The organism is Bacteroidota bacterium (assembly GCA_018698135.1).
Lineage (GTDB): Bacteria > Bacteroidota > Bacteroidia > CAILMK01 > JAAYUY01 > JABINZ01.
In genome coordinates this window covers 1-25,545 of the sequence record JABINZ010000105.1, presented here as the reverse complement: position 1 = coordinate 25,545, position 25,545 = coordinate 1, and the positions used below count along the sequence as shown (strand labels likewise).

The 25,545-nt window shown below is 35.0% G+C and carries 14 protein-coding genes and 1 other RNA gene; 5 read left to right on the top strand and 10 right to left on the bottom strand.

The genetic code is table 11. The features are described 5' to 3' along the window. Positions 1-48: 48 nt before the first annotated feature. Both HOG71_06725 and ssrA read right to left on the bottom strand, forming a co-directional pair. Positions 49-285 (bottom strand): GIY-YIG nuclease family protein, encoded by a 237-nt coding sequence (locus tag HOG71_06725; protein MBT5990530.1) that lies wholly within the window; start codon positions 283-285, stop codon positions 49-51. 153 nt (positions 286-438) lie between these two features. Further along, positions 439-805, bottom strand: a transfer-messenger RNA (tmRNA) gene (gene ssrA / locus HOG71_06720). Positions 806-949: 144 nt separating this feature from the next. On the opposite strand from ssrA, the gene HOG71_06715 reads away from it, so the two are divergent. Continuing rightward, a complete protein-coding gene (locus HOG71_06715) occupies positions 950-1,993 on the top strand; it encodes a hypothetical protein (protein MBT5990529.1) in 1,044 nt (347 codons plus the stop codon). Positions 1,994-2,113: 120 nt separating this feature from the next. Here the strand turns inward: HOG71_06715 and HOG71_06710 are convergent, their stop codons facing one another. The 8 genes from HOG71_06710 to HOG71_06675 all read right to left on the bottom strand — a co-directional run bounded on the left by HOG71_06710 (position 2,114) and on the right by HOG71_06675 (position 21,588). Continuing rightward, entirely contained in the window at positions 2,114-2,527 is a 414-nt protein-coding gene (locus HOG71_06710) for a hypothetical protein (GenBank protein MBT5990528.1), read from the bottom strand. 163 nt (positions 2,528-2,690) lie between these two features. Next, on the bottom strand, positions 2,691-15,551 hold the full coding sequence (locus tag HOG71_06705; GenBank protein MBT5990527.1) for a PKD domain-containing protein: 12,861 nt from the start codon (positions 15,549-15,551) through the stop codon (positions 2,691-2,693). A 78-nt stretch (positions 15,552-15,629) separates the two neighbouring features. Further along, a complete protein-coding gene (locus HOG71_06700; GenBank protein ID MBT5990526.1) occupies positions 15,630-16,124 on the bottom strand; it encodes a YkgJ family cysteine cluster protein in 495 nt (164 codons plus the stop codon). 25 nt (positions 16,125-16,149) lie between these two features. Then, entirely contained in the window at positions 16,150-16,566 is a 417-nt protein-coding gene (locus HOG71_06695; protein MBT5990525.1) for a hypothetical protein, read from the bottom strand. A gap of 25 nt (positions 16,567-16,591) precedes the next feature. Next, entirely contained in the window at positions 16,592-17,863 is a 1,272-nt protein-coding gene (locus HOG71_06690; protein MBT5990524.1) for a hypothetical protein, read from the bottom strand. After that, on the bottom strand, positions 17,847-19,961 hold the full coding sequence (locus HOG71_06685) for a S9 family peptidase (protein MBT5990523.1): 2,115 nt from the start codon (positions 19,959-19,961) through the stop codon (positions 17,847-17,849). Before HOG71_06685 ends, HOG71_06690 begins: the two co-directional genes overlap by 17 nt. A 148-nt stretch (positions 19,962-20,109) precedes the next feature. Beyond that, positions 20,110-21,228, bottom strand: a complete 1,119-nt coding sequence (locus HOG71_06680; protein ID MBT5990522.1) for a hypothetical protein — start codon at positions 21,226-21,228, stop codon at positions 20,110-20,112. A gap of 18 nt (positions 21,229-21,246) precedes the next feature. Continuing rightward, positions 21,247-21,588 (bottom strand): OmpA family protein, encoded by a 342-nt coding sequence (locus HOG71_06675; GenBank protein ID MBT5990521.1) that lies wholly within the window; start codon positions 21,586-21,588, stop codon positions 21,247-21,249. A gap of 315 nt (positions 21,589-21,903) precedes the next feature. On the opposite strand from HOG71_06675, the gene HOG71_06670 reads away from it, so the two are divergent. From HOG71_06670 to HOG71_06655, 4 genes are all read left to right on the top strand, one after another. Further along, complete coding sequence (locus tag HOG71_06670) at positions 21,904-23,013, top strand: glycosyltransferase family 9 protein (GenBank protein MBT5990520.1); 1,110 nt, start codon at positions 21,904-21,906, stop codon at positions 23,011-23,013. Positions 23,014-23,204: 191 nt separating this feature from the next. After that, positions 23,205-23,801 (top strand): helix-turn-helix domain-containing protein, encoded by a 597-nt coding sequence (locus tag HOG71_06665; GenBank protein ID MBT5990519.1) that lies wholly within the window; start codon positions 23,205-23,207, stop codon positions 23,799-23,801. Beyond that, complete coding sequence (locus tag HOG71_06660; GenBank protein MBT5990518.1) at positions 23,788-24,135, top strand: DUF86 domain-containing protein; 348 nt, start codon at positions 23,788-23,790, stop codon at positions 24,133-24,135. The genes HOG71_06665 and HOG71_06660 overlap by 14 nt, the downstream gene beginning before the upstream one ends. Positions 24,136-24,330: 195 nt before the next feature. Then, complete coding sequence (locus tag HOG71_06655) at positions 24,331-25,452, top strand: glycosyltransferase (GenBank protein MBT5990517.1); 1,122 nt, start codon at positions 24,331-24,333, stop codon at positions 25,450-25,452. The last annotated feature ends 93 nt before the right edge of the window (positions 25,453-25,545 follow it).

The following is a 25,545-nucleotide window of genomic DNA, read 5'->3' as shown; positions in this document are numbered from 1 at the left end:
TCTTACTAGTGCTCTCCTTCGCTATTCACTAACGTTCATAGCTTCGGACTAGACAAATCGCTTATTCCTGAAAGCAATACCGGAACCTGATTTCAGATATTTCTCAAACTGATAAGCTTTGTATTTATCTGTAAAAGCAATATAGGTAACCAACTTTAACGGACGCTTACTCTTAGTTGATGCAACATAACCCAGATTGTGTTTGTCAATTCTTTCATCCAGTTTTCCAGTGCAGCCAGTGTAGTAAGTTGAATCGGCACATTTAAGAATATAAACATAATGCATAATCTGAAAAGTTTTATAGTTCGAAATAGTGGTGGATTGCATCCACCGAAGCTCGAAGAAGCTTTTGCGATAAAGCATTTTTGAAGTGGGTAGTTCAATTCTTACTAGTGCTCTCCTTCGCTATTCACTAACGTTCATAGCTTCGGAGAGCGAAGGTGGAGCCGGGGAGATTCGAACTCCCGTCCAGAGATAGTGCAATAAATGCTTTCTACATGCTTAGTTTCAGTTGATGTTAACCAAAGCAGGTCTGAAACTAACCGAACTTAGGTCTGAGTCTCTTTAGTTTTCGACCTATAACCAAGACTTTTACAGGCTTATTTCGTTCTTGCGCTCCTTCCTGATCAACCGCCAACGAACAGGGCTGCTGGGAAAGATTAGCATTGTTTAATCCTAGATTAAGCTGCTAAAGAATAATTATATTCGCCAATTAATAATGTGCGATTGCGTTTTACGGGATTCTACCGCATTACCCGGCATGCTTACAGAAACCACTCCTAACCTGTCAATTCCAGTCGGCCCCAGTATGCTATAAGAGAGGCAAAGTTAAGATATTATTAAGCAATATAAGTTTGCAAAAAGGTGCTTAAATTTGTTATCTTGTATTCCATAATTAATTAGTTCAGGTCAATTGAAGAATTTAGTTGCAATAAGTATTTTATTATGCTTGAGTACATTTACTGTTAATGCTCAAGATACTAATCATATTAATGCAAAAATTACAGTTGATAGCTGGGAAAACTCAAAACTCAATGATGCTGAGGTAATATATACTGATTTGATCAATCGTATTTCCAGAACCGAAACCACCGTTTTGGGTTATTGTGAGTTAAAACTTGATTTGAACACCTCATTTCTCATCGAAATTAAACATCCAGATTATTATACAAAATCAATAGAGGTTGAAACAGATGTTCCTCGAAAGCAATTACACAAATCTCATAGCCTCATATTGGAGATATTATTGAAAAAAAACTGTGATGAAGATCCGGCTAAAGCCCAAATTACAGCAGATCCGATCGGTCGAGTTAAGTTTGATAAAGGCCGAAAAGAATTTCAATATGATTTTGATTTTACGTTCCGCATGGAAGCCAGATACGAGGAAGAACGTAAGTTAAGATGCCGGATAGCAGCAGAATTACAGAAAGAAGCAAAAAGGCAGGCCGAAGAACGCTTGAAGGCACTTAAGTTAGCCGAGAAAAATGCGGCTGAAAAAGCCGAGCAAGATAAGCTGGCGGCTGAAAAAGCCCGGATAGACAGCTTGCAGCTTGCAGCTAATTTAAAAGAAGCAGAACGATTGGCCATGGTTGATCAAAAGCGACTGGACAGGCAAGCTGAAGATGAGAAAATAAAACAAGAAAACGAAAAATTCAGGCAAGAACGTGCTGCCCGAGAGGCTGAAGACAGGCGCTTAGCCGAAGAAGTAAAGGAAGCAAAAAAACGTGAACCAAAATTTGATGATACTAAAGAATTGATTTTCATTTATCCCAAAAATAGCTGGCCATCCAAACTTGCAAATTCTATTCAAGAACCCAATACTGAAGTTGGCCCAATAGGAACTTTCACCTATACCATTACAGAAGGCGTTAAGGAGTTTTATATTGAGGATGCCGAAGAGCTTCGTCAGAAATTTCCTGAAGAATTTGACAAAGCATTTCCTAAATGGGATTATATAGTGGAGGTCAACAACAAATATAAAGGGGAGCAATAAGCTTTCCTATAGAATTCTCATTTTCTTGTTTTGCAGATTGAATGCAATGTAATTCTGCATTCTGTGCCTAAGTTGTTTCTTGCTTGAAGCTACGAACAGCGGAGGGATTTGTCAATGAATTTATTCTTCTCCAATAATTTCATTCAATATTTTACACATGTTGTTGTATTTATTTTTTATATCCTCTAACAATGGTATAATATCGCCTTTTGCCAATAACTCATTATACATTAAGGTAAAATACCATGGAAAAAGCAAATAATGATACCAATAATGTCTTTGAAAACGGGCTATGTCTATTTCAGGTATTTCCTCTGCAATTGATATAATTTCTTTCTCTGCTACATTTGATACAATGTATTTTAATAATTCGGATGAGTATTTTGAAATTTCTTGCATGTCTCGTTTAAAAGACCTACTGGATTTGACTTTATCTACTTGAACAATTATATCAATAATCTGTCGTCTGATTAGCTTATATTTTCGTTCTCTATCTGATTGCATCATGCTTCCATGGGTTGTTCGTAGCTTCAAGCTACGAACAGCTGTTTAGGAATTCAACTAGGTCGCAATTTGCGACCTTATAAAACTGCATATATAGACATTAACCTTCTCTGGATTAAGTTTGCAACTTAATCCCCATCAAGTACTAGAAATGGCCCAACTTACAAACTTGAGCCAGTAGATTTATCTCTACCTAATACATCATCACTTTATGTACCTCTACCCTATTACCAACCACCATCTTGACAAAATATACCCCTTTGGCTTCATGTAAGTCAATGCGTAATTTACTTTGTGTAAGCATTGGATTGAACTCATTTTTATAAACAACCCTTCCCTGCATATCCTCAACAATAATATCAACTTTAGTATCATACAACTGATCAAACTCAATAGTAAAGAATGCTCGTGCTGGATTAGGATACAAATTATAACTGATTTGGGTTTCCTCTTCAATACTAACAGGCCAAACAAAAACCCAAACAGAATCTGAATTATCGCATCCAAATGAATCAGTAATTGTTACATACAGCAAATGATCTCCTAGGCCTAGTGAATTTGTATTGACTGTGTAAATTCTTGATCCTGGACCATCATGCCAGACATAGCTAGTATAATCGGGTCCTGCATCGAGATTAAATGACACATTCAGGGTAGTAAATACATCTTTGCCGAGATACACACTAGGACTCGGTTTAATCGTAACCTGATCGATAATTGTATCTCTGCATTGTTGATCCGAACTTGCAACCAATGTGACAGGATAGGACATAATACTATCGTATGAATGTGTGGTTGATATTCCTGACAAACTACTATCTCCATCTCCAAAATACCATAGATAAGTCATTGAACCGCTGGAAATAGTCGAACTACTTGTAAACTCAAATAAATTACCAACCAAACACTGTGGGTTTTTGTCAATATCAAAATCTGCAACAGGCATCGGATGAACCACACTTTTCTTCGTAATGGAATCTTTACAACCTTTATCTGAAGTAGCCGTTAATAGTACATCGAAGCTACCAGCAGATAAAAAGATATGACTTGTGCTTATATAGCTGGAGGTATCGCCTCCTCCAAAGTCCCATAAATAGCTCAAACTTCCACTGCCAATACTGGATTGATTTAAATAAACATAATGGTTATACAATAAGCATTGATTGTTCTCATTGATTTTATAATTGGCCATAGGATTTTCAAAAACATCAACTGTTGCTATAACTGAATCTTGACATCCTTTATTTGAAATAGCCACTAATTTGATGCTATAATTTCCAAAAGCAGAATAGCTATAGGCCGGATTATCTTGTATTGATGTAGCTCCATCTCCAAAACTCCATTGATAGTTTAATTGCCCAGTAATAATGGAGGATGTGTTTGATGTGAGGAACTGATTTCCAGTCAAACATTGATCAGTATCGTTTATACTGAATGCCGCTTTGGGTTGAGGATGAACTGAAATCATCTTCATCATTGAATCCTGACATCCATCCTGCGTTTCTACAAACAACTTAATTTCATAAGCAGACTCTACATTATATGCATGGGATACATTTCCAACTTTAGTGCTTGAATTTCCATCGCCAAATGTCCAGAGATAAGTCAAAGTACCAGGTCCAGAAGATAAATCTGTTAAATCAAACGTGTTGCCACTTAAACATTGCGTACTATCGCTAATAGTGAAATTTGCTATTGGATCTTCAAACACTTCAATGCTCTGATACATTGAATCGGAACAACCTTCAGCTGTTATTACAACTAACTTAACACTATAAATACCTGCATTTGCATAGGTATGTATGGGATTTAGTGAACTATCAATATTTCCATCACCGAAATCCCAAATAGGTGTAAATGAGTATCCATTCGAATTAATGTTACTGGTAAATAAATACTGATTACCTGACAAGCATTGATCTGAATCATTTATACTAAAACTTATTTGAGGAGAAGGCTGCACATGAATCATGATTTGAGATGTATCTGTACAGCCACTATCCGGAGCAACAACCAATTGAACAGCAAAGTATCCAGTATCCTGATACTGATGCCACACATTGGTCATAGTCGAAGTATCTCCATCACCCATTTGCCAGTAGTAATGAGGAACAAATCCTCCACTTAAACTATTGTTTATAAAGTTAAAGCTATTGCCCACTAAGCACTGAATTGTATCATTTATACTGAATATCGACTTAGGACCAGGCAAAGTAACTACCTGTTTCTGTAGTGTATCGCTGCAAAAATGATTTGTTACAGCTATTAAGGACACATCAAATGTATCGACCAATCCATACGTATGGAGAGCAAATTGAGCATGGCTGGTGTCGCCATCTCCAAAATCCCAAAGCCAATCAATTGGTGCAACAACTGTTGTCAGATTATTGAAAATAAACTCATTGCTCCCATAACATTGAACGGCATTGTTAATAGAAAAATCAACTGTTGGAGTTGGATAGACATAAACGATATGCATTGCACTATCTTCACATCCCTCTGTTGTTTGAACAATCAGTTTTACCTCGAAAGAATCGACACTTGTATATTGATGATTGGGATGAATATATGTTGATGTGTCACCATCTCCAAATGACCAGTAATAACCTAAACTTCCTGCAACAACACTTGAATTATTGGTGAAAATGAAACCATTCCCTAAATCACATTGATCAGTATCATTTACTGTAAAAGCTGCCAATGGAGATTCATGAATAAGGATAGATTGAACAAAAGTATCCACACACGCTAAGCCAGATGTAACCAATAATCCAACCTGATAACTTCCGGTAGTGCTATAATAATGAGTGTCAGATGCAGAATAGCTTGAATCGCCATCGCCAAATGTCCATAAATAGCTCAAGCTACCGGTACTGATTTGAGATTGATTGTTAAAAATAAATTGGTGACCATCAAAGCATTGTATGCTATCGTTGATATCAAAATCAGCAAGAGGTGAAGGCAATACATAAGCTGTTTTCTCCAAACTATCAAAACATCCGTCATTGGAATGAACAACTAATTTTATTTGGAAAGTATCGGCTGATGCATAATTGTGGTTTACATGAATACTTGAGGAAGTATCAGTATCCCCAAAATCCCATAAATAACTTAATAACCCAGCAGAAATTGATGATGTATTTGTCAATATAAAATCGTTTTGAGTAAAACATTGTATACTATCATTTACGACAAATGATGCTATTGGAGAGTTTAGCACATTAATGTTTTTGTCAATTGAATCCTGACAATTTAAATTGCTTTCAAGAATCAATTTTACAGTGTACGATCCTTCATTTTGATATGTATGAACAGTATTCACCGAACTCGAAGTATCTCCATCTCCAAATCTCCATAAATAATTCATGCTACCAGAAGCAATCTGACTCTGATTTGTCATTGTAAATTGATTGCCCGTAAAACATTGCACACTATCATCAATGCTAAACTGCGCATCGGGTGTAGGGAAAACATACAGAAACTGACTCAGGCTATCAGAACAAGCCTTGTCTGAATTCACTACTAATTTCAGTTCAAATGTATCGGCAGTTGTATAGCTAAATTGTGGGTTCTTTAGAGATGATGAATTGCCATCTCCTAATGTCCAGTTATAGCTTATGTTTCCGGACGAAATATTTGAACTATCTGTTACAATAAACTGATGACCATTGAAACATTGAGCTGTATCATTGATACTAAAGGAAATTACAGGATCGGGATAAACAAATACTGATTGAGACGTTGAATCATAACAAGCAAAATTTGAACTTACTACTAATTTCAACATATAATTTCCAGCAGCTGAATAAATATGATTTGTATCCTTGGTAGTGGTGGTGGAATTGTCATCAAAATCCCATAAATAGCTGTTGTTTCCTGATGAAATACTTGAATTGTTTGTCAGTACAAAGTTGTTCACGGCTAAACACTGACTGCTGTCGTTAACAGTAAATGAAGCCACAGGCATTGGATATACATATGTATTCAGATAGGCCGTATCAGCACAGCTATAATTGCTTGAAACAACGAATTCTACTACATAACTGCTATCCGAAACATAAGTATGAATAGGGTCTTTTAAGGAGGATGTATCTCCATCTCCAAAGTCCCAGAGATAGGCCATATTTCCACTAAGCAGACTACTTGAATTTGTAAATACAAATGAATTGTTGGCTAGGCATTGGGTGCTATCGGAAACGCTAATTGATGCTACCGGATTTGGATAAACATCCAGACTTATACTAGCTGAATCCAAACAACTATTATTTGAAAATACCATAAGCTTTACATCATAAGCTCCGCTGGTTTGATATGTATGAACTGGACTAGAAGCGGTAGATGTATCCCCATCACCAAAAGTCCATAAGTAGGTAATGGTTCCTGCATTAATAGTACTAGTATTATTGAAGCTAAACGAATTACCATTAAAGCATTGAGAAGAATCATTTACAGTGAATGATGCTATTGGACTTGGATAAACAAGCATGCTTTGGCTTAGTGTATCAACACAAGCGTAAGCCGAAGTACTGATTAATTCCACCTCAAATACACCCGATGTGGCATAGGAATGTGAAGGACTTTGTATCGTATCGCTTTGGTTGTCACCGAAAGTCCAACTGAAGTTTAAACTCCCGCTTGAAATAGATGATGTATTATTAAAAACAAATTGATTGTTTGCAAAACACTGGCTATCACTATTTACACTGAAATCTGTAATAGGATTTGGATAAACAGTTACTGTTTGTGACATGGAGTCAGTACAATTCGCATTGCTATTGGCAATTAGTTTAATCACATAAACGGAAGCAGCAGCATATTGCTTTGAAGGACTAGTTGCCGTTGAACTACTTCCATCATCAAAGTCCCACAAATATGAACTTGTTCCACTGCTCAATGTTGAATTATTCGTCAGAACAAACGTATTAATGTTCAAACACTGATCACTATCATTCACAGAAAAGCTTACTACAGGATTTGGATGTATCCAAACTGTTTTTGTTACTGAATCAACGCAAGAATTATTGGTGGAAACTACCAATTTAACATCATAGTTCCCCGGATTAGTATAGGAATAGCTTGGATTTTCAATAGTCGAATTTGCACCATCACCAAAACTCCAATTGTAAGAAATGCTTCCCGAACTTACAGTTGATGAATTAGTAAAAGCAAACAAATTACCATTGAAACATTGCGTATCCTGACTAATTGTATAATCTACAACGGGCATTGGATTAACGCTTACCGTATGACTTACTGAATCTAAACACCCATTTCCCGAGCTAACAATTAGCTTTATCGTATAAGTACCCGGATTGGTAAATGAATGGCTAGGAGAAACTGATGTGGAAGAATTTCCATCTCCAAATGTCCAATTATAGCTTAAAGATCCCGCACCTATTGATGATGTGTTGGTTAATACAAAACTGTTTCCATATAAACATTGCGATGAGGTATTTATGGCAAATGAAGCAACAGGCATGGGCCATATTTCTATGGCAAATGAAACTGAATCGCGACATCCTTCGGTTGAAAGAGCAAGTAATTGAACTTGATAGTTCCCATTGGATGTGTAACTATGTTGTGGATTGGTTGATGTGCTTGAATTTCCATCTCCAAATGTCCATAAGTAGGATAAACTTCCTGAGTTAATGCTTGATGAGTTGGTAAATGAAATAGCATTATTTGTCAAACATTGTGTCGAATCATTCACACTAAAATCAGCAAATGGCATCGGGTAAACAACAACTTGTTTGATAAGGGAGTCAGTACAATATGCTCCATAGGTAATTAATAATTTGACTTGATATGTATCGGCAACAGCATATGTGTGTGTAGGATTTTGACTACTTGATGTCGATCCATCTCCAAAACTCCAGAAATAATTAAACGTTCCTGAACCGCCAGTTGACAAATCGGTAAAAGAAAAACTATTGGCAGTTAAACATTGTGCACTATCATTGATTGTGAAATTAGCAATTGGGCTCGCTTCTACAACTAAATTGGTTTCAACGGAATCAATACATCCATAATTTGAAGTAGAAAGGAGTTTTACATTGTATGTATTTGCTGAAGAATACGAATGAGTTGGATTCTGTGCAGTTGCTGTACTTCCATCTCCATACGACCAAAAACTATTAGCATTTCCATAAGGCAATGTTGTCAGATTTGTGAAACTATAGAAATTCCCTGTCAAGCATTGAACCGTATCGTTAACTGAAAATGAACTATTTGGATTTGCATAAATATAGGCCTGGTGAATGATGGAGTCTTTACAGCCTTTATCAGATGTTACCAGAAGTGTTATGTCAAAGGTGTCGTATGAACTGTACTGATAGGATGGATTGGTAACGGAAGAAATCCCACCATCACCAAATCGCCAATTGTAACTAATAGTACCTGATGTAATACTCGAAGAATTGGCTAACACCATCAGATTTTCATTCAAACACTGTGTGCTATCATTTATACTAAAAGCCGCAGATGGATTTGGGTTTACTTGTAAGTAAGTTGTTCTGATAATGGAATCCTGACAGCCATTTGCAGAAGTAACAACTAACTTAACCAAAAAAGTATCTGCATAAGCATATGAATGCACCGGACTTTGGACCGTTGATGAACTTCCATCACCGAAATCCCAATAATAACTTAGACTACCTGATGATATGGACGAGAGATTCACAAAACCAAAGGCATTATTGTCGAAACATTGAGAACTGTCAGCAATACTGAAATCAGCTGCAGGTTGAGGAAATACGATAACCGATTTTTCTAATGAATCGCTACAACCATAAATAGTGGTTGCGGTCAGTTTTATGCTAAACGTATCATCCACATTATATTGATGATTTGGACTGGCTTGTGTGGATGTTATAAAATCACCAAAATCCCAAAGATATTGCATGCTTCCTGAACTAACACTGGACGAGTTCGTGAAAAAGAAATTATTAGCAGTTAAACAACTTGAAGATGGTGCAACCGAATAATTCGCATTAGGCATTGGAGCAATATTGACTATGATAATGGTATCAAAAACTAATTGGCAAGCAGTATTTGAATCACTGGCAACAATTTGTAATTTTTGCTGTCCGCTTATTGTTCCTATTGGCAAAATAATCCGACACCCCGTACCATAAACAATTGAACCAATAGGCGATCCACTTGTATAATCCTTTAATTGATAGGCAATTCCACGGCCCGAATTATGAATCGCAATGGAAGTGGTATTGCCCGTACATACAAAGCTATCCTTTAGTTCAACATAAGGAAATTCATTATAGAGTGCATTGATTTCAACATTGTCAAGAGATTTATTGTATATCCTAACTTCATCGATATTTCCTTTAAAATAATTTGCGGTTCCTCTGGAGCCAATAAACAAAGGCGTTATGGATTGGAAATTATTAGCTGCAATACCAGAACCAACCAATTCATTGTTCAAATAGATTTCATAATTCCATCCATTGTAACTAACAACCACATGATTCCATTCATTGAGATTTACATTTTGATTCGAATAAACTGGATTATAACTTCCACCAAAATCAGCCGCTATTTTATTATTGATAAGTGCCAGAGAATAACCTTTATACAGATTACTCTGATATTTGTAAAGTATATATTGAGTACCACCTGATTGAGTTGGGTAAATCCATGCTGAAGCCGCATAACTATTTTGAGGTGTTAAAAACAAGGCATGAGGTACCCTGATATAATCGTTTCCATCAAAATAATACGCACTATCCGATTTATTGCATCTGTCTCCAGATAAACTGGCACCAAAAACGGTTCCGTTGTTTAGCATTCCACTCTGATCATTTGCATTTCCTGTAAAAGGATAGCATGCCATTAAACTATCAGCAAGCCTGTTCGAAAGTGCAGTATCTTTAATATTCAAAGGCATTGCAAAAACACTAATTCCCTTAGTTAATGTATCTGAACAACTATTGGTTGAGCTGGCTATCAATTTAACATCAATTGAACCGAAAATTTGATACGAATGAGAAGGACTATAAGCTGTAGAATACGAAGCATCTCCGAAGTCCCAATAATAGCTCATGCTTCCACTACTGGCTGTACTCGTATTGGTGAATACAAAACTATTGGCAGTCAGGCATTGAGTTGAATTGTTTATACTAAAGTCTGCAATTAATGCCGGATGAATAACAACATATTGCATAGCAGAATCAACACATGAGCTGGAGGTAGTAACCAAAAGCTTAACCAAATATGTTCCTCCTGATGCATAAGAATAAGACGGATTTGCTTGAGTTGAAGTACTTCCATCTCCAAATGTCCAATAATAGGTTAAAGATCCTGCACTCACAGAAGAAGTATTTGTGAATTGAAACAAATTACCATTCAAACATTGGTTGGTATCGTTTGTTGTAAACGATGCTATTGGTGTAGGAACAATCGTAGTATTTTTAGTGATTGAATCTTCACAATAAAAAGCAGAAGTGGCTTTCAGTTTTACATCATAGCTGCCATTAGCCGTATAGCTATAAGTCGGGTTAATTTGTGTTGACGAATTGCCATCACCAAAATCCCAGAGATAGGTCATGCTACCTGATGAAATTGAAGATGCATTTGTAAAAACAAAACTATTATTAAGTTTACACTGAGATCCGGTATTAATTGTAAAATCGGCATCAGGCATAGGAAAAACATAAGCAGTTTTCACCATGGTATCTGCACAGGCTAAATTCGTTGATGCAATAAGCATTACATCAAAAGTATCAGCATAGCCAAAAGCATGTACAGGGCTAGTTAAACCTGCAGAATAACCATCATCAAAATCCCATAAATAAGAGACCGTTCCGGAACTCACAGTTGTGGTATTGGTAAAACTGAAATAGTTTCCATATTCACACTGCATACTGTCGTTAATCGTAAAACCTATTTGTGGTGAAGGGTTAATATATACTGTTTTTGAAGTGGTGTCGTTACATCCTAAACTTGGATAAACAATTAAGGTGATGGTATAGTTTCCTGCTGCTGAATAACTATGACTAGGATTTCGCAAAGTTGATGTATCTCCATCTCCAAATGTCCAATAATACGATAAGCTTGCTGAGCCACCCTGTGACTTATTGGTTAAGATAAAGTTATTGGCATCCAGACATTGGGTACTATTGTTTATTGCAAAGTTTGATACAGGACCTGCCTCATCTGCTCCAAGGCTTGGATTAGCGAGGCAACGATTGTCGCCATCAATATCATATAAAACGCCTATGGTATCGCCTCCTATACCTGCAGAATTAGCAGTCAAATGGAGATTAGTATACGAAATAAAGCCTGGATCAATACTATCAAATGAATTAACATTATGCGGGTAAACAAGATAATAATTCGATGCTTTATAAGCCGCCAGAGTTGAGAAGCTACCTGAATTATAGAATTTATATGACGTATTATTAGGATAATAGTAATCATTATAATCGATGATTGTTCCATGACTGGCATAAGATGTCATCAGATAATTATTTCCATCACTGGCAATAATATTATTCTTTACAATGGCTGAATCACAATTATTATAGAGTGAAATTCCAGCATAAGCAATATAGGAAACACTCCCATCCAAATAAATACTATTATGATAAATTCGAAGTTTATTGCTATAATAGTATGCATATATACCAGCTTGGTAGGTGCCATCATTAAAATTACTGATCATGTTGTTGATAATGAAGGTCTCATTATTAGGATACACATCATTTTCACGATAGAGATACATACCTATACGTCCCGGTTGAATAACATTGGATTCTATTCGAGCCTTTGTACAATAATACCTGTATATTCCATAACCATAATACAAACCCAGTTCTTTGATGCTATTTCCTATTATCTCTGTATTCTCTTGGTAAATACTATAAATCCCCATGTAATACTGATCACGAAAAGTATTACCAACTATCTTGTTATTTGCACATAGAGTAGTTTTATCTGTACCAACCATACTCACCCCAAAGTATCCACCTGTAATTTTATTATTCTTTATCAGATTTCCATTGCCGGTATTCCCATAGGTATAATAATAAATTTCCGAATTAGAAGCTAATACAGGAATTATATAGGATGAAGCAGATACAGTTGTTGTAAGGATACAATTTTCAACAGTATTGGAATCAGCTGCATTCATAAAGTGAACACAAGCGCCATACGAATTTCCATTATTTTGGATTTTCATATTTTTAATAATAATATGATCAGCTCCATTAAACAGTAGAGCTGACTTTTGCGCATAGGTACCTGCATGAATTAGCAAAACACTATCTTTATGAACTCCCTGAAATGTGACTGTCCGTGTTGAACTTGCCCCCGGGACTTCAGGTATAACTACTCTTTCCACAAAGGTTCCTGCCTTTATTATGAAAGTTACATTATCTGAAACTCCACAGTTTTGCAAGGAATTCACTGCAGCATTTATGGTCATAAAATCTCCATTCCCAGAAGCATCTATATAAAAAGTATCTTTAATTCCAAGGCATTTAGTTACACAAATTTGATCGAGTGTATCTGGGTCATTATAAATCCCCGGACTTATTTTCACACACAGATCAAAACTTCCGGCACCAGTAACATTTATTGGTGTTTGAAATGAGAATTTGACTGTTGCAAATGGTGGTAATTTAGAAGTTAATATCAATGAATCAGATACCTGATTAGCTCCATTAACAGTATAGTGCAAATAAATTGTTTGTGGTATTAGAGAATCAACACCCATATTTCTTAATGTTATTGCTACGGGATTATTACCGCTAAGCAAAACCGAAGGCGTGTCAATACTAACAATATCCAGATCTCGATTAGGATGCGGAATTTCATCGGCTCCTATATTTACCCCAAAACTTAAATCCCTATTTTCATTATCAATATCGTTGGCAACACCCAGTGGAGGTGCCATTAAACTGATCGAATTCAACGTATCTAAATGCAAATTTGTATTCGACAGAAAACCCGGATCAACATTATCAAAAGAATTCAGATCGTGCGGAAAATTAATATAAGAGGCTATGGATTTGAATGTATTGAAGGTTGCATAGGCGTAATTAATATAAAACTTAGTATTCGAATTTGTGTCATAGTAATAATCATTATAATCTACCGATACAGTTCCTGCATATAACATGGAAAGCAAATAGCTATTGTTAAGACTAGCAAGAAGATTATTTTTTATATTGGAATTATTACAATAATAATACATGTAAATGGCAGCATAAGTTGGTGAAGTTGAGCTTCCATTAACCAGAATGCTGTTATGCAAAATATTTAAATTGTAGCAATAAGAATATGTATATATTCCTCTTTGATTAACAGAATTCCCGAAATTACTTATCATGTTATTTGTAACATAGGACGAATCCGTTTGGTTATAATAATTCTCACGATAAAGATATATAGCGTGAATACCCGGTTGTATAACATTGGCATCAATAGAAATCCCAGCGCCATAATAATTAATTAATCCATAGGCAGATGAATGCCTGAAATTAGCCACCTGACTATATGAAATATTAAATCCTCGTTGATAGTATAAATACAAGCCATAATAATATTGATTGCTAAAATTACATCCAACAAAACTATTATTTAGAGCCATTGCAGCCGTATTTGTACCATGCATTCGAGCCCCATATTGCCCTCCTTCTATCAGACAATTTTCAAATAATGTGTAATTACAATTATCTCCATTTGCTCCTGTACTGCTTTCATCTGATGAAGCTAAAATAACTTGAGTATAAGCATTGGTTGCTGTGGTTTTCAGTTTCAGATTACAGTTGTAAAATGTATTATAATCCGATTTATTCCTCAGCAAAACAGCCACCCCATAAGTGCTTCCCTCATTTTTTATGGTCATGTTTTTAAAGGTTACATAATCTGCTCCTTTGAGAGAAAGTGTAGCCCTGTTATTTGCAGCTGTACCTGTATAGGATAAAAAGGTGCTGTCTTTATACAAACCATCAAAAGTGATCGTATTTGTTGAACTTGCTCCGGGGATTTCTCCAATGATAACTTTTTCTGTATATGTACCAGAGCTTACAAAAAACCAGACAGGCCCTGTTACTCCATTATTCAAATCAGCTACAGCAGCAGCAAATGTTGTATAATCGCCATTTCCATTTTTATCAATATAAAATGTATCCTTAATTCCCGTTCCAAAATTCAAGGTAAACGTATCATTTGCTGGTACATCATCAGGATTCGTCCGATTTGGTTTATTTGCCCACACTTTGATGTAATGGTTTCCCTTACTTATGCTTAATGCATTTGAAAAAGTATACTCCTTTTCCTGATTTGAAAGCATAGTCGATGTTGATTTGTTGGTATCAATAACTGGGGAATTATTATCCAGGATATAACCAAAATCAGCGTTGAAAATAGTATCCGACCGCTTATTCTTATAGCGTAGCTTTAATGTATTGTTGCCTACACCCCAGATTATTGGTGATGAAATTCCTTCACAACTCATGTCCAAGCCATTGGTAACAGTACCTGTAATCTCTATGTCATCAAGGCAAACACCATAACCATATCTGGCCTCTCCTTCAAAAGCGATATAATAATTAGCACTTGGATTCGGTAATGAAATAGTTCGTTGTGTCCAACTGGCCACACTAGTTGTGTAACTAGTTAATTGAACCCAACTTCCTGATGCCGATGTTTTATAATATACTTTCAGAATATCCTGATCACCAGAATATTCTTCCTGTGTATGCCAAAATTTAAGTTGAAGATTGGCATAGGCACTTAAATTCAAGGGTTTAGAAACCAATTTAGTCGTTCGGTATATTCCTCCATAATACAATAATGCATTATAGCTACCACCATGAGCTGCAGATGGATGACTACTCTGCCCACCACTCGTAAAAACCCAGTTTAAAGTATCATATACATATTCCTGGGTCCAGCCAGTAGGCATATTGCTTCCATGCTCAAAATTTTCAGTAAATACAGATACTTGACCTTTTACTGGTTGGCAAAATGATAGGATAAAAATAATAATTGAACAGAATGTTAGGTAGTAGGTGTGTGTAAAATGTCTTTTCACAGCTTAGTGTTTTGATTTAAGCTGTAAATTTAATTAATAAATAGCTGAAAAACAAGCCACTAAAGGCATAGGGGTGTTTTACAAAAAGATTCTCTTAAGTCTGTTTGTAATTTCCAAAACTGCTGGACAGACTAGCGTATTTCTAGCACTTAGCATTAATACTTGATGAAACCGTTTCCTGTTTGTATGAGGATATTCTTTACAAGCCAATGGTCTTGATAAATAATGAGCACAATAGTTATCATCCATTAAAAAAGGACAAGGTTCACTTTTAAACATATAGGATTCGTCTTCATCCAAAACTAAATAGGTCGAAATAAATTCAGTTGATTTTATTTTTAACTTTTTTGACATCCTTTCAATGTCTTTCATATAAAAAGCAGGACTGGTAGTTTTGCAGCAATTAGCACATGTCAGGCAATCGATTTCACTAAAAACCTCCTCATGCAATTGATGAACGATTGAATCCAGATTTTTGGGTTTCTTTTGCTTTAATCGTTTGAAAAAAGCCATGTTTTCCTGATATTGATCCTCGGCTTTTTTTGTGAATATATTTAGATCAATCTCATACATTTTGAGTTCTTCAATTTAACTTTGATTATTGGCTTACTAACATCAACGTTAAAGTCATTTTACCTTCATCATCCTCTGTTTCCAATAGCATTTTTCCTCTTTCAAAAAGCAATACCTTAAATTGATCCAATCCTTCTTCACCATTTATAGAGGTAATTAATTCTGTCTTTTCCTCATTTATTTTAAAAGTACCTGTTAATTTTTGCCCCATCAGCTGCATTTCAAAACTTTGATCCGAATTAAACTGCATGTAAGCATTCTTAATCATGCCCTTCATAATTTCATCATATTCTGCTTTATTATTCTCTGGAATTTCCTCACCTGTATCAATGGCTACAATATTCCATTTTCCGACAAGCCAGTTTTCTTTCACAATTTCTTTGGAAGTTTTGCAGGAAACAAGAATTAATAAAAGATATAGTGTGAATATTATTTTTTTCATAAAAAGCATTTTGAACGAATTTATATCAATTTACAATTTGAAAAAACTGACGGTATGTTTTGGTTAATGTATTTATAATCAGAACATACTGAGCAGCCGGACTAAAACACATGTGCATGTATATAAAACGACCTTCATGAATTTCATTTCCACTTATTTGTGATTCCAATTGTCCTGAGGCATTGTAAATTAAAATTTCAGTTATTGAATCTTTGATTTCGGGATAACTAATCATAAAATTACCCATATTCGGATTTGGAGAAACTAAAATTGGAACCGTATCAATGTCTTCAAGGCCTGTATGAAACGGCTTTGTCCAAGGCCAAGTATATATCTCCATCAGCTTATTTGTGACAAAACTGCTTTTTTCAGATGATATGTAAATCCCATTATTTAAATGAAAAAGTACAGCTTCCGTTTGGGTGCCTATGTTGCTGATTGGGAAATCAAATCGTCTTTTATTTCCGCTAAAAAAATCAGTATCATTGAAATCAAACAATATCCAGAAAAAAGGAACATAGTTCTGATATCCCAACAATACAACTTCCTTGTTAATAACATTGTAATCTGCTGCTGTAACCAATCCTTTAACATTAAAGGAATCGAGGAGTTCAGCAGATTGTGTTCCGGGCATATTGGCTAAACGATAAACTTTCGTCCATTCATTTTCCCAATTCTTAGAAAATAAATACAAACTATCATTGCAACTAAAAAAGGCCTCACAATCAAAATTATGACTATTGCTTCGCGGACTAAAAACTATTTGATCCGGAAAAGAGAATTGTATTTGTTCAGCAGTCGTGTTGGTAGCTCCTGTATCATGAAAACTTGAAATAGCAATTTTATAAATACTTAAATCCTTTCGATCTCCATTATTATTTCCAAAGTCCCCAACATAAACAAATTGTTTATCCAGACATATATCTTCCCAGTCAATATTGAGGGCATTTGATATGCTCAATGTTTCAACAACCTGATTCAAAACAGTATCATATCCATACAATTCAGCTTCACCACCACTATCATTGTGAAACCAGAAAAGTCCATTAAGAAACACCATCCCACTATTTTCTAAGAGGATAGCAGGAAGTTGGCTATGCACATCTCGGGCTTTAACATTGGTTTTATTGTAGGTACACGATCCATCATTTTGGGTTGCCAATGAATTGAAGTTATTAGCTCTTGGATCAGTACATCCATCAATTTGAGCAAATAAAAACTGACTGGTCATCAGAAATAAAATGACCAAAACTCCTATATGCCCTTTTTTAAAATGCATATTAGTAAATAGATTCAATGGCCAGATTTTTAAAAACGAATGTCCAAATATCTGTGTACTCTTCAATGATTTTCTGTGTTGGCTTTCCCGCTCCATGTCCTGCCTTTTTACTGATTCTTATCAAAACAGGATTATTGCTTTTTTGATGAGATTGCAAGCTAGCAATAAACTTAAAGGAGTGGGCTGGAACAACCCTATCATCATGATCGGCTGTGGTTACTAATGTGGCAGGATATTCAACACCACTTTTTAAGTTATGAAGTGGTGAGTAACGATAAATATAATCAAACATCTCCTTGTCATCACTACTTCCATATTCATCAACCCAAAAAACACCTGCCGAGAACTTCTGATATCGTAGCATATCCATGACACCAACTGCTGGAAGTGCAACTTTAAATAACTCAGGTCGCTGAGCCAAACAGGCTCCTACCAATAAACCTCCGTTTGATCCTCCTCTGATAGCCAGTTTATCTTTATTTGTGTATTTTTTGTCAATCAGATACTCAGCAGTTGAAATGAAATCATCAAAAACATTTTGTTTATTTAATCGCATCCCAGCTTTATGCCATGATTCTCCATATTCACCTCCTCCCCGTAAGCAAGCCATCACATAAACGCCTCCATTTTCAAGAAAAACAAGATTGCTTATGGAAAATGAAGGTGTCATGCTAATATTAAATCCGCCATAAGCATAGAGCAAAGTAGGATTATTTCCATCCAGCGAAATGCCTTTTTTATGTGTAATATAGGCAGGAACTTTTGTTCCATCTTTAGAGGTCACAAAAACCAAATTACTTTCATAGCGATCAAAATCAAAATCTATTTCAGATTCAAAATACAATTCGGATGTCAGCTTATTGACATCAAATTTATAAATTGACGAAGGCTGAATAAATGAATTATATGAATAGAAGACTATGCTATCGTTTCTGTTTCCATTAAATCCTGACAAAGAGCCCAATCCTGCTAATTCAATTTCTTTCACAAAATCGCCATTAAGCTGATACATAAAAACCCGATCAGAAGCATCCTTGATATATTGTGCAAAAAGCTTCCCTCCTATTACACTAACACTTTGTAATGGAAAATCTTGTTGGGGAATTAGGTCATTAAACTTAAGCTCAGGATCCTTTGTATCAACTACAACCAAACGATAATTTGTCGCCCCTTTATTGGTTAATATTAACAAGGAATCGCCAATATTATCAACTATATTAAAATCATAATCAAATCCCTGATCAATTAAAATGAATTTTTGGGCATTATCGTGAAGGTTTTTTACACGAAGTGAATTCCCATTGGTTGATTCACTTCCATAAATTATCAAGTACTTATTATCATAAGTTGTTCCACCATAATAGCTAAAAGCTGGATTTTCAGGGTCATTAAAAACTACTTTATCAGTTGTTTGTGAGCTTCCTATTTGATGAAAATATACTGTGTGATTCTGATTTAAGGCAGATAATTCTGTTCCACTTTTGGGTGCAGGATATCTTGAATAATAAAATCCGTTTCCATGCCACGATATACCAGAAAATTTAACCCAATTCAAATGATCTGAAAGCTGTTTTTTGGTTTCTACATCTATCACAAATATTTCATTCCAGTCAGAGCCACTTCTTGATATTGCATAGGCAAAAAACTGCCCATCCTTAGATACTTTATAGGAAGCCAAGGCCACTGTTCCATCTTTAGAAAGAGTATTTGGATCAAGGAAAACTTCTGGTTCAGCATCGAGTCCTCTCATGATGTACAGAACACTTTGTGCCTGCAAACCATCATTCTTATAAAAGAAGTAATTATCACCTGCTTTGCTTGGTATACCTTGTTTGGGATAGTTCCATAATTCAGTTAGCCTGTTTTGAATTTTTTCTCTGTAAGGCAATGAGTCCAAATAGCTGCGGGTTAATTCGTTTTGGATATTGACCCATTCGCTTGTTTCTGCAGAAGTATCGTTTTCGAGCCAACGATAGGGATCTGAAACCATGGTTCCAAAATAGTCATCTACCTGATCCACTTTTTTTGTTTCAGGATAATCAAACACATCCTTGATAATATTTTCTTTACAAGAAAACAAAGAAAGTAGAATGATAATTGTTAAAAGTTTTTTCATAATGGGTTATTAATTTGAGCTGATTACCAGCTAAAAATTCAGGGATAATATAACTCTTTAATTGTTACTTTCAAAACATCTTCATGCAAATAGTCGAATAACTTCTGAGCTGAATCCATTCAGATTTAATCACAGGAATAAGCATTTACTAATTATTGTCTAATTCATATAGTTTTAACTTTATTTCATTTAAACCTGCAGGCTTGAACTCGAGATTAATCTTATTATCTGCCTCGATATTAAATTCTTGCCATGCCCATTCAGCAGCTGCTTTATTATTATCTCTAATGGCAAATATTTTAGCTCCATAACCAATTGGCATATTTCCAAAAGCAATCATATTTGCATGCAGTGAAGCGGGAACAACTGTTCTGTTTTTATCAAAAACAAGATACGCCTTTACGTTTTGGGTATTTTTAACAGGGATTTTTATTGTCACTAATTTTGACCTATCCAGTTTCATAATCCAGTCAGCATTTATGTAGCCCAAACGTAGTGCAGATAAAATGTAATAATCGGCATCATCTCCATCCATAGAACCATTACTATTAGCATTTTCTTCAATTTTATCTCTCAACTGGTCTAAATCATCAATCCCATATTTATCCATCAACTCTTTTTGCTCAGAAGTCACTTTCTGACAATAAGCCAAACTATCTCTAACTTGTTTATAAAATATTCTGAGCTCTTTTTTTTCTGATTTGGAATATCGAAACCAGCATTTCTTTTTTGATGTGTCGCTATTATAAACACTGCAATTTCCAATACTTGAAAAATTTAATCGACCAATATCTATTCCGTCATTAGCTGCAGCCCAAATAAGATTTCCATTTGAATCTCGATCGCCATAAAAAACGCCCAGATCTTCCAAATCATCTGCATTTGGCAATACAAAACTCATTCTTTTCCCATCAGCCAGCTCCAACTCCTTATCGTTGCAATTTGCAGTCACATTTAGCATTCCTTTAGATTCAAGGATTTCATCTGAGGTAATAGTAGAGGCTGTTGCCATAACAATTGCTGATTTTGAAAACAATTCCTCAACCTTTATCGTAATGCATTCACATTCTTTTACATCTATTTCATTAAATGAATTTGCCGGGAAATACAATATGCTTCCATTAAGTGCTTCAACAGCTGTGTCTTGATCATTCCGTATGCAGAATTCCTGAATTTTTGGTCCAAATAAATTAAAAATATCTGCAATAGTAACAAGCTCTTTACTTTCATTATATCCAGGAATAAGAATATCAACCCTGCGGTTCATAGCACGCATATTAGCGTTCTATTTCAAATAGGTTGGATTAGTTTCTCCCCAGTTTATTATTTCAGACTTTGAAATATCAACTCCTTTACTTTTCAAATATTCTGTAACTGAATTAATTCTTTTCGCAGCAAGATTAAAATTTGAGCTCTCACTACCTTCATCACTCGTATGTCCTTCAATTATGAAGGCCTTTTGTGAGGAATTAAGCTGTTCAATAAAGTGATTGAGTTTGTTTTGATCAGTTTCGAGTAGTTGATATTTTCCTGCATTAAAGTATATACTCATGTAGTAATCCGACTGAGAAAATAGCTTCACTGAGAAGAAAAATACAATTGCTAAAAATAAAAACGACTTTTTCATTTACTTATTTTTAATTGTTAGAGCTTGCATTAAATAGAAAAGAAATTTCCAATAATACTACAACACAAATAGGTTAAAGATGAATATACTGGATGTCTCAACTGTATTTAATGATTGTTTCTTTGGGTAAATATCGGCAAATCATTCAGAATCACTGTAAATGATTAGGTTTCAACTAATAATCAAAAACATCACTCGTATTAGAGAGTTTCCAATGCTTGTAATTTCTTCAGGTTTTATTATAAAAATCAGACAGATTATCAGACAGAAAACTTAATAATTCCTTTTTATCTTTGCATTGATAAAAGTAGTGTAATGAATATATCCGAAGTAAAATTTGACTGTAAATACTTTATTGGAGACTTTCCCTGTAAACCAAACAAAGAAAGAGCAAAAGTTTGCGATAGTTGCAATGAGTATACCCCTATCTCAAAACGAATTTTAATTATTAAACTCGGTGCAATTGGGGATGTTATCCGAACTACTCCACTTGTTGTGAAATTCAAAGAATTGTATCCTGATTGTCACATTAGCTGGCTTACGCATACGCCTGCTATTCTTCCTCAAAATGAAATAGATCAAATTTATAAATGGGATTTTACTTCCACTTATACTATTAGAAATAAAAAGTTTGATATTGCCATTAATCTGGACAAGGAATTTGAGGCATGTTCACTGCTTAAAGAAGTAGAGGCTACAGAAAAATATGGATTTATTTTAAAAGATAATCACCTAGCCGCAGCTACTCCAGCTGCTGAGCATAAACTGATTACTGGTCTATATGATTCTATTTCGCAAGAAAATACAAAAAGCTACTTAGAAGAAATTTTTGAGATTTGTCATCTCAAGTTCAACTACGAAGAATACCTACTTGATGTTAATCCTGATTTTAATTCAAAATGGGCTGCAATTTTCAAAGAAAAAGCAAAAGGCAAAAAAGTCATTGGATTAAATACAGGTTGCGGAAATCGCTGGTTAACGAGGCTTTGGCCAACAACATATTGGATTGAACTGATTCAGAAACTTCAAAAAAACGGCTATTACCCCGTAGTGCTGGGTGGACCAGATGAAGACCTGCAGAACATTGAATATGCTGAAAAAACTGGCTGCTATTATCCGGGAACATATTCATTGCAAGAATTCATTGCCATTAGTAATAATTGTGATGCCATTGTTACGGCTGTCTCCATGATGATGCACATTGCCACTGGTCTGAAAATTCCAATGATCCTTTTTGTAAACATCTTCAACAAGCACGAATTTGAACTATACAATCGCGGAGAAATCATCTCACCAAAAACTGGTTGTGATTGTTTTTATGGGACAACTTGTTCAAGGGAAAGGAATTGTATGCAGGATATTTCTGTGAATGAGGTATTTGATGCGGTTTGTAGGAATGTGGAAATGAGCAAATCGGGAAGTTAGTTCTGAATTCGATTATTCAATTGCTTTGCCTGCCATAATAAAATGATTGCAGATTCTGATGTTCAATTGTTCATTATATTGAAACAACTCATCAGACTATAACAAATACCTCTCATCTTTCTTTCTGAATTTCATTTAATCGGATTGAATTTGTAAATTTGCCATTTATTGTCAAGTCAAAAACAGGCACATTGAAAACCATAGGAGAGACACTCAGGAAAATAAGGGAACAAAAAGGCATGTTGCTTCGTGAAGTGGGTGCCGCAATTGGCATAGATCCTACTATTTTAAGTAAAATAGAATGTGGTGCTCGCAAACCCAGCAAAGTACAACTATATGCTTTGGCCGAATTTTACAACGAACAAAAAAATGAAATTATCATCGCCTGGCTTAGCGATAACATAGCCTACCAAGTGGAAAATGAAGAACTTGCTGTACAGGCAATTCAAGTCGCTGAACAAAAAGTGTTCTATAAAAATGAATCCAAAATTCAGGCAAATAAGATAATAGATTCACTACAATCTTTCTTTAAAAAAGATGGAAGAGTTAGTAAGGTCTGGTTATTTGGCTCCTATGCAAGAAATGAGGCGAACCAGCACAGTGATATTGACCTATTGGTGAGATTTAATAAAGACATGCGCATAAGCTTGTTTGATCTTGCTGACATTTCCTATCTATTGGAACAAATTCTACACATTAAGGTTGATCTGGTTGAGGAAGGTTATCCTGCTTCTTTCGCTGCTGAAAGTATTGAAAATGAAAAGCTGTTGGTGTATGAAAAAGAATGATGCTAATACTGAACGCCTGAAGCATGTTTTACAAGCTATTAAGTTGATCAGGCTATTTGTGGGAGAAATAAAATTGGAGGGATTTCTTGAAAACAGACAAATTCAAAGTGCAGTGCTTTATCAATTTCTGATAATTGGTGAAGCCGTAAAAAACATTGACCAATCTCTTTTAAACAAATACACTTATCCCTGGCACATGCCCCGATCTTTCAGGAATTTTATTGCACATGAATACCATAACTTAAATATTCGTAGAGTATATGAGGCAATAGCTGAATTAGATGATTTGAAGGTAGTTGTTGAGCAGATAATAGATAAAGAAACTCATAACTGATTTGAGTCTGGATATGTTTGCTTATACATTTATATGTTAATGTTTCAAGCAATAAAAGTAAATTTGTTTGTATAAAATTTGGACTACAAAGGCACGAAGCTCTAAGATTCACTACAAAAAGAAATAACATAGTGTTTCTTGGTGTCTTTGCGACTTGGTGGTAAAGAAATTAAGCTTATTTAATGTAATCGAAGCATGAAGATCGCCTACTTATCAACCTTTTACCCCTTCCGTGGGGGAATTACACATTTCAATCATTCCTTATACAATGAGTTCAAAAAAGAACATGAAATAAAGGCTTTTACTTTTATTCGACAATATCCCGATATATTATTCCCGGGTAAAACACAATTGGTTACTGAAGAGGATAATATTGAAAAAATACCTGCAAAGCAGATTCTTGATACGATCAATCCTTTTTCTTACATTAAAACTGCTAATGAAATACTGAAATACAAACCTGATATTTTAGTGATGAAATACTGGATGCCTTTTTTTGCACCCGCTTTAGGTTATGTTGCTGGTAAATTAAAAAAGTCAGGAACTAAAGTCATTACTGTTTTGGATAATGTGATCCCTCACGAAAAGAAATTCTATGATATTCCTTTCAGCAAGTATTTCCTGAAAAGAAACTCTGGTTTTGTGGTCATGAGTGATACAGTCAAAAATGATTTACTATCACTAAAACCTGATGCAAAATACATCTTTAATGAACACCCTCTTTACGATCATTTTGGGGATATCATTGACAAAGAAGTAGCACGAGAAAAACTCAATATCCCCAAGGATAAAAAAGTATTGCTTTATTTTGGTTTTGTGCGCGATTATAAAGGCTTAGACCTTTTACTTGAAGCCATGGCCCAATTACCTGATGATTATTATTTAATTATTGCCGGTGAAGTATATGGAGATGATAAAAAATATTTCGATCTGATAGATAAACTCAAAATACAAAACAAATTAAATGTCAACCTAAGGTATATAAGGGATGATGAGGTTCAGCTATTCTTCTCAGCAGCAGATGTAAATGTTCTACCATATCGATCAGCAACACAGAGTGGCATATTATCAATTGCTTACCATTTTGAATTACCCGTATTAGTAACTGATGTAGGTAGCTTAAAACAAGCTGTTGATTCTAGCAAGAGTGGAATGATAATTCCGAAAGCTGAAGCAGATATGATTGCTGAATCAGTAATTGAATTCTTTAATTCAGGTCAGTTACCTCAATTTATTATGGGAATTAAGGAATATAAAAAGCTAAATTCCTGGAAAAATTTGGCCAAAAATATAATTGCTTTTATCAATGAACTTTAGTGGCTTATTACAAGAACTAAAATGTATTCAATAGAAAAAATCAAGATAATTCGATGAACACATACCCTTTAATATTGTCTCTTTTCCTACTCT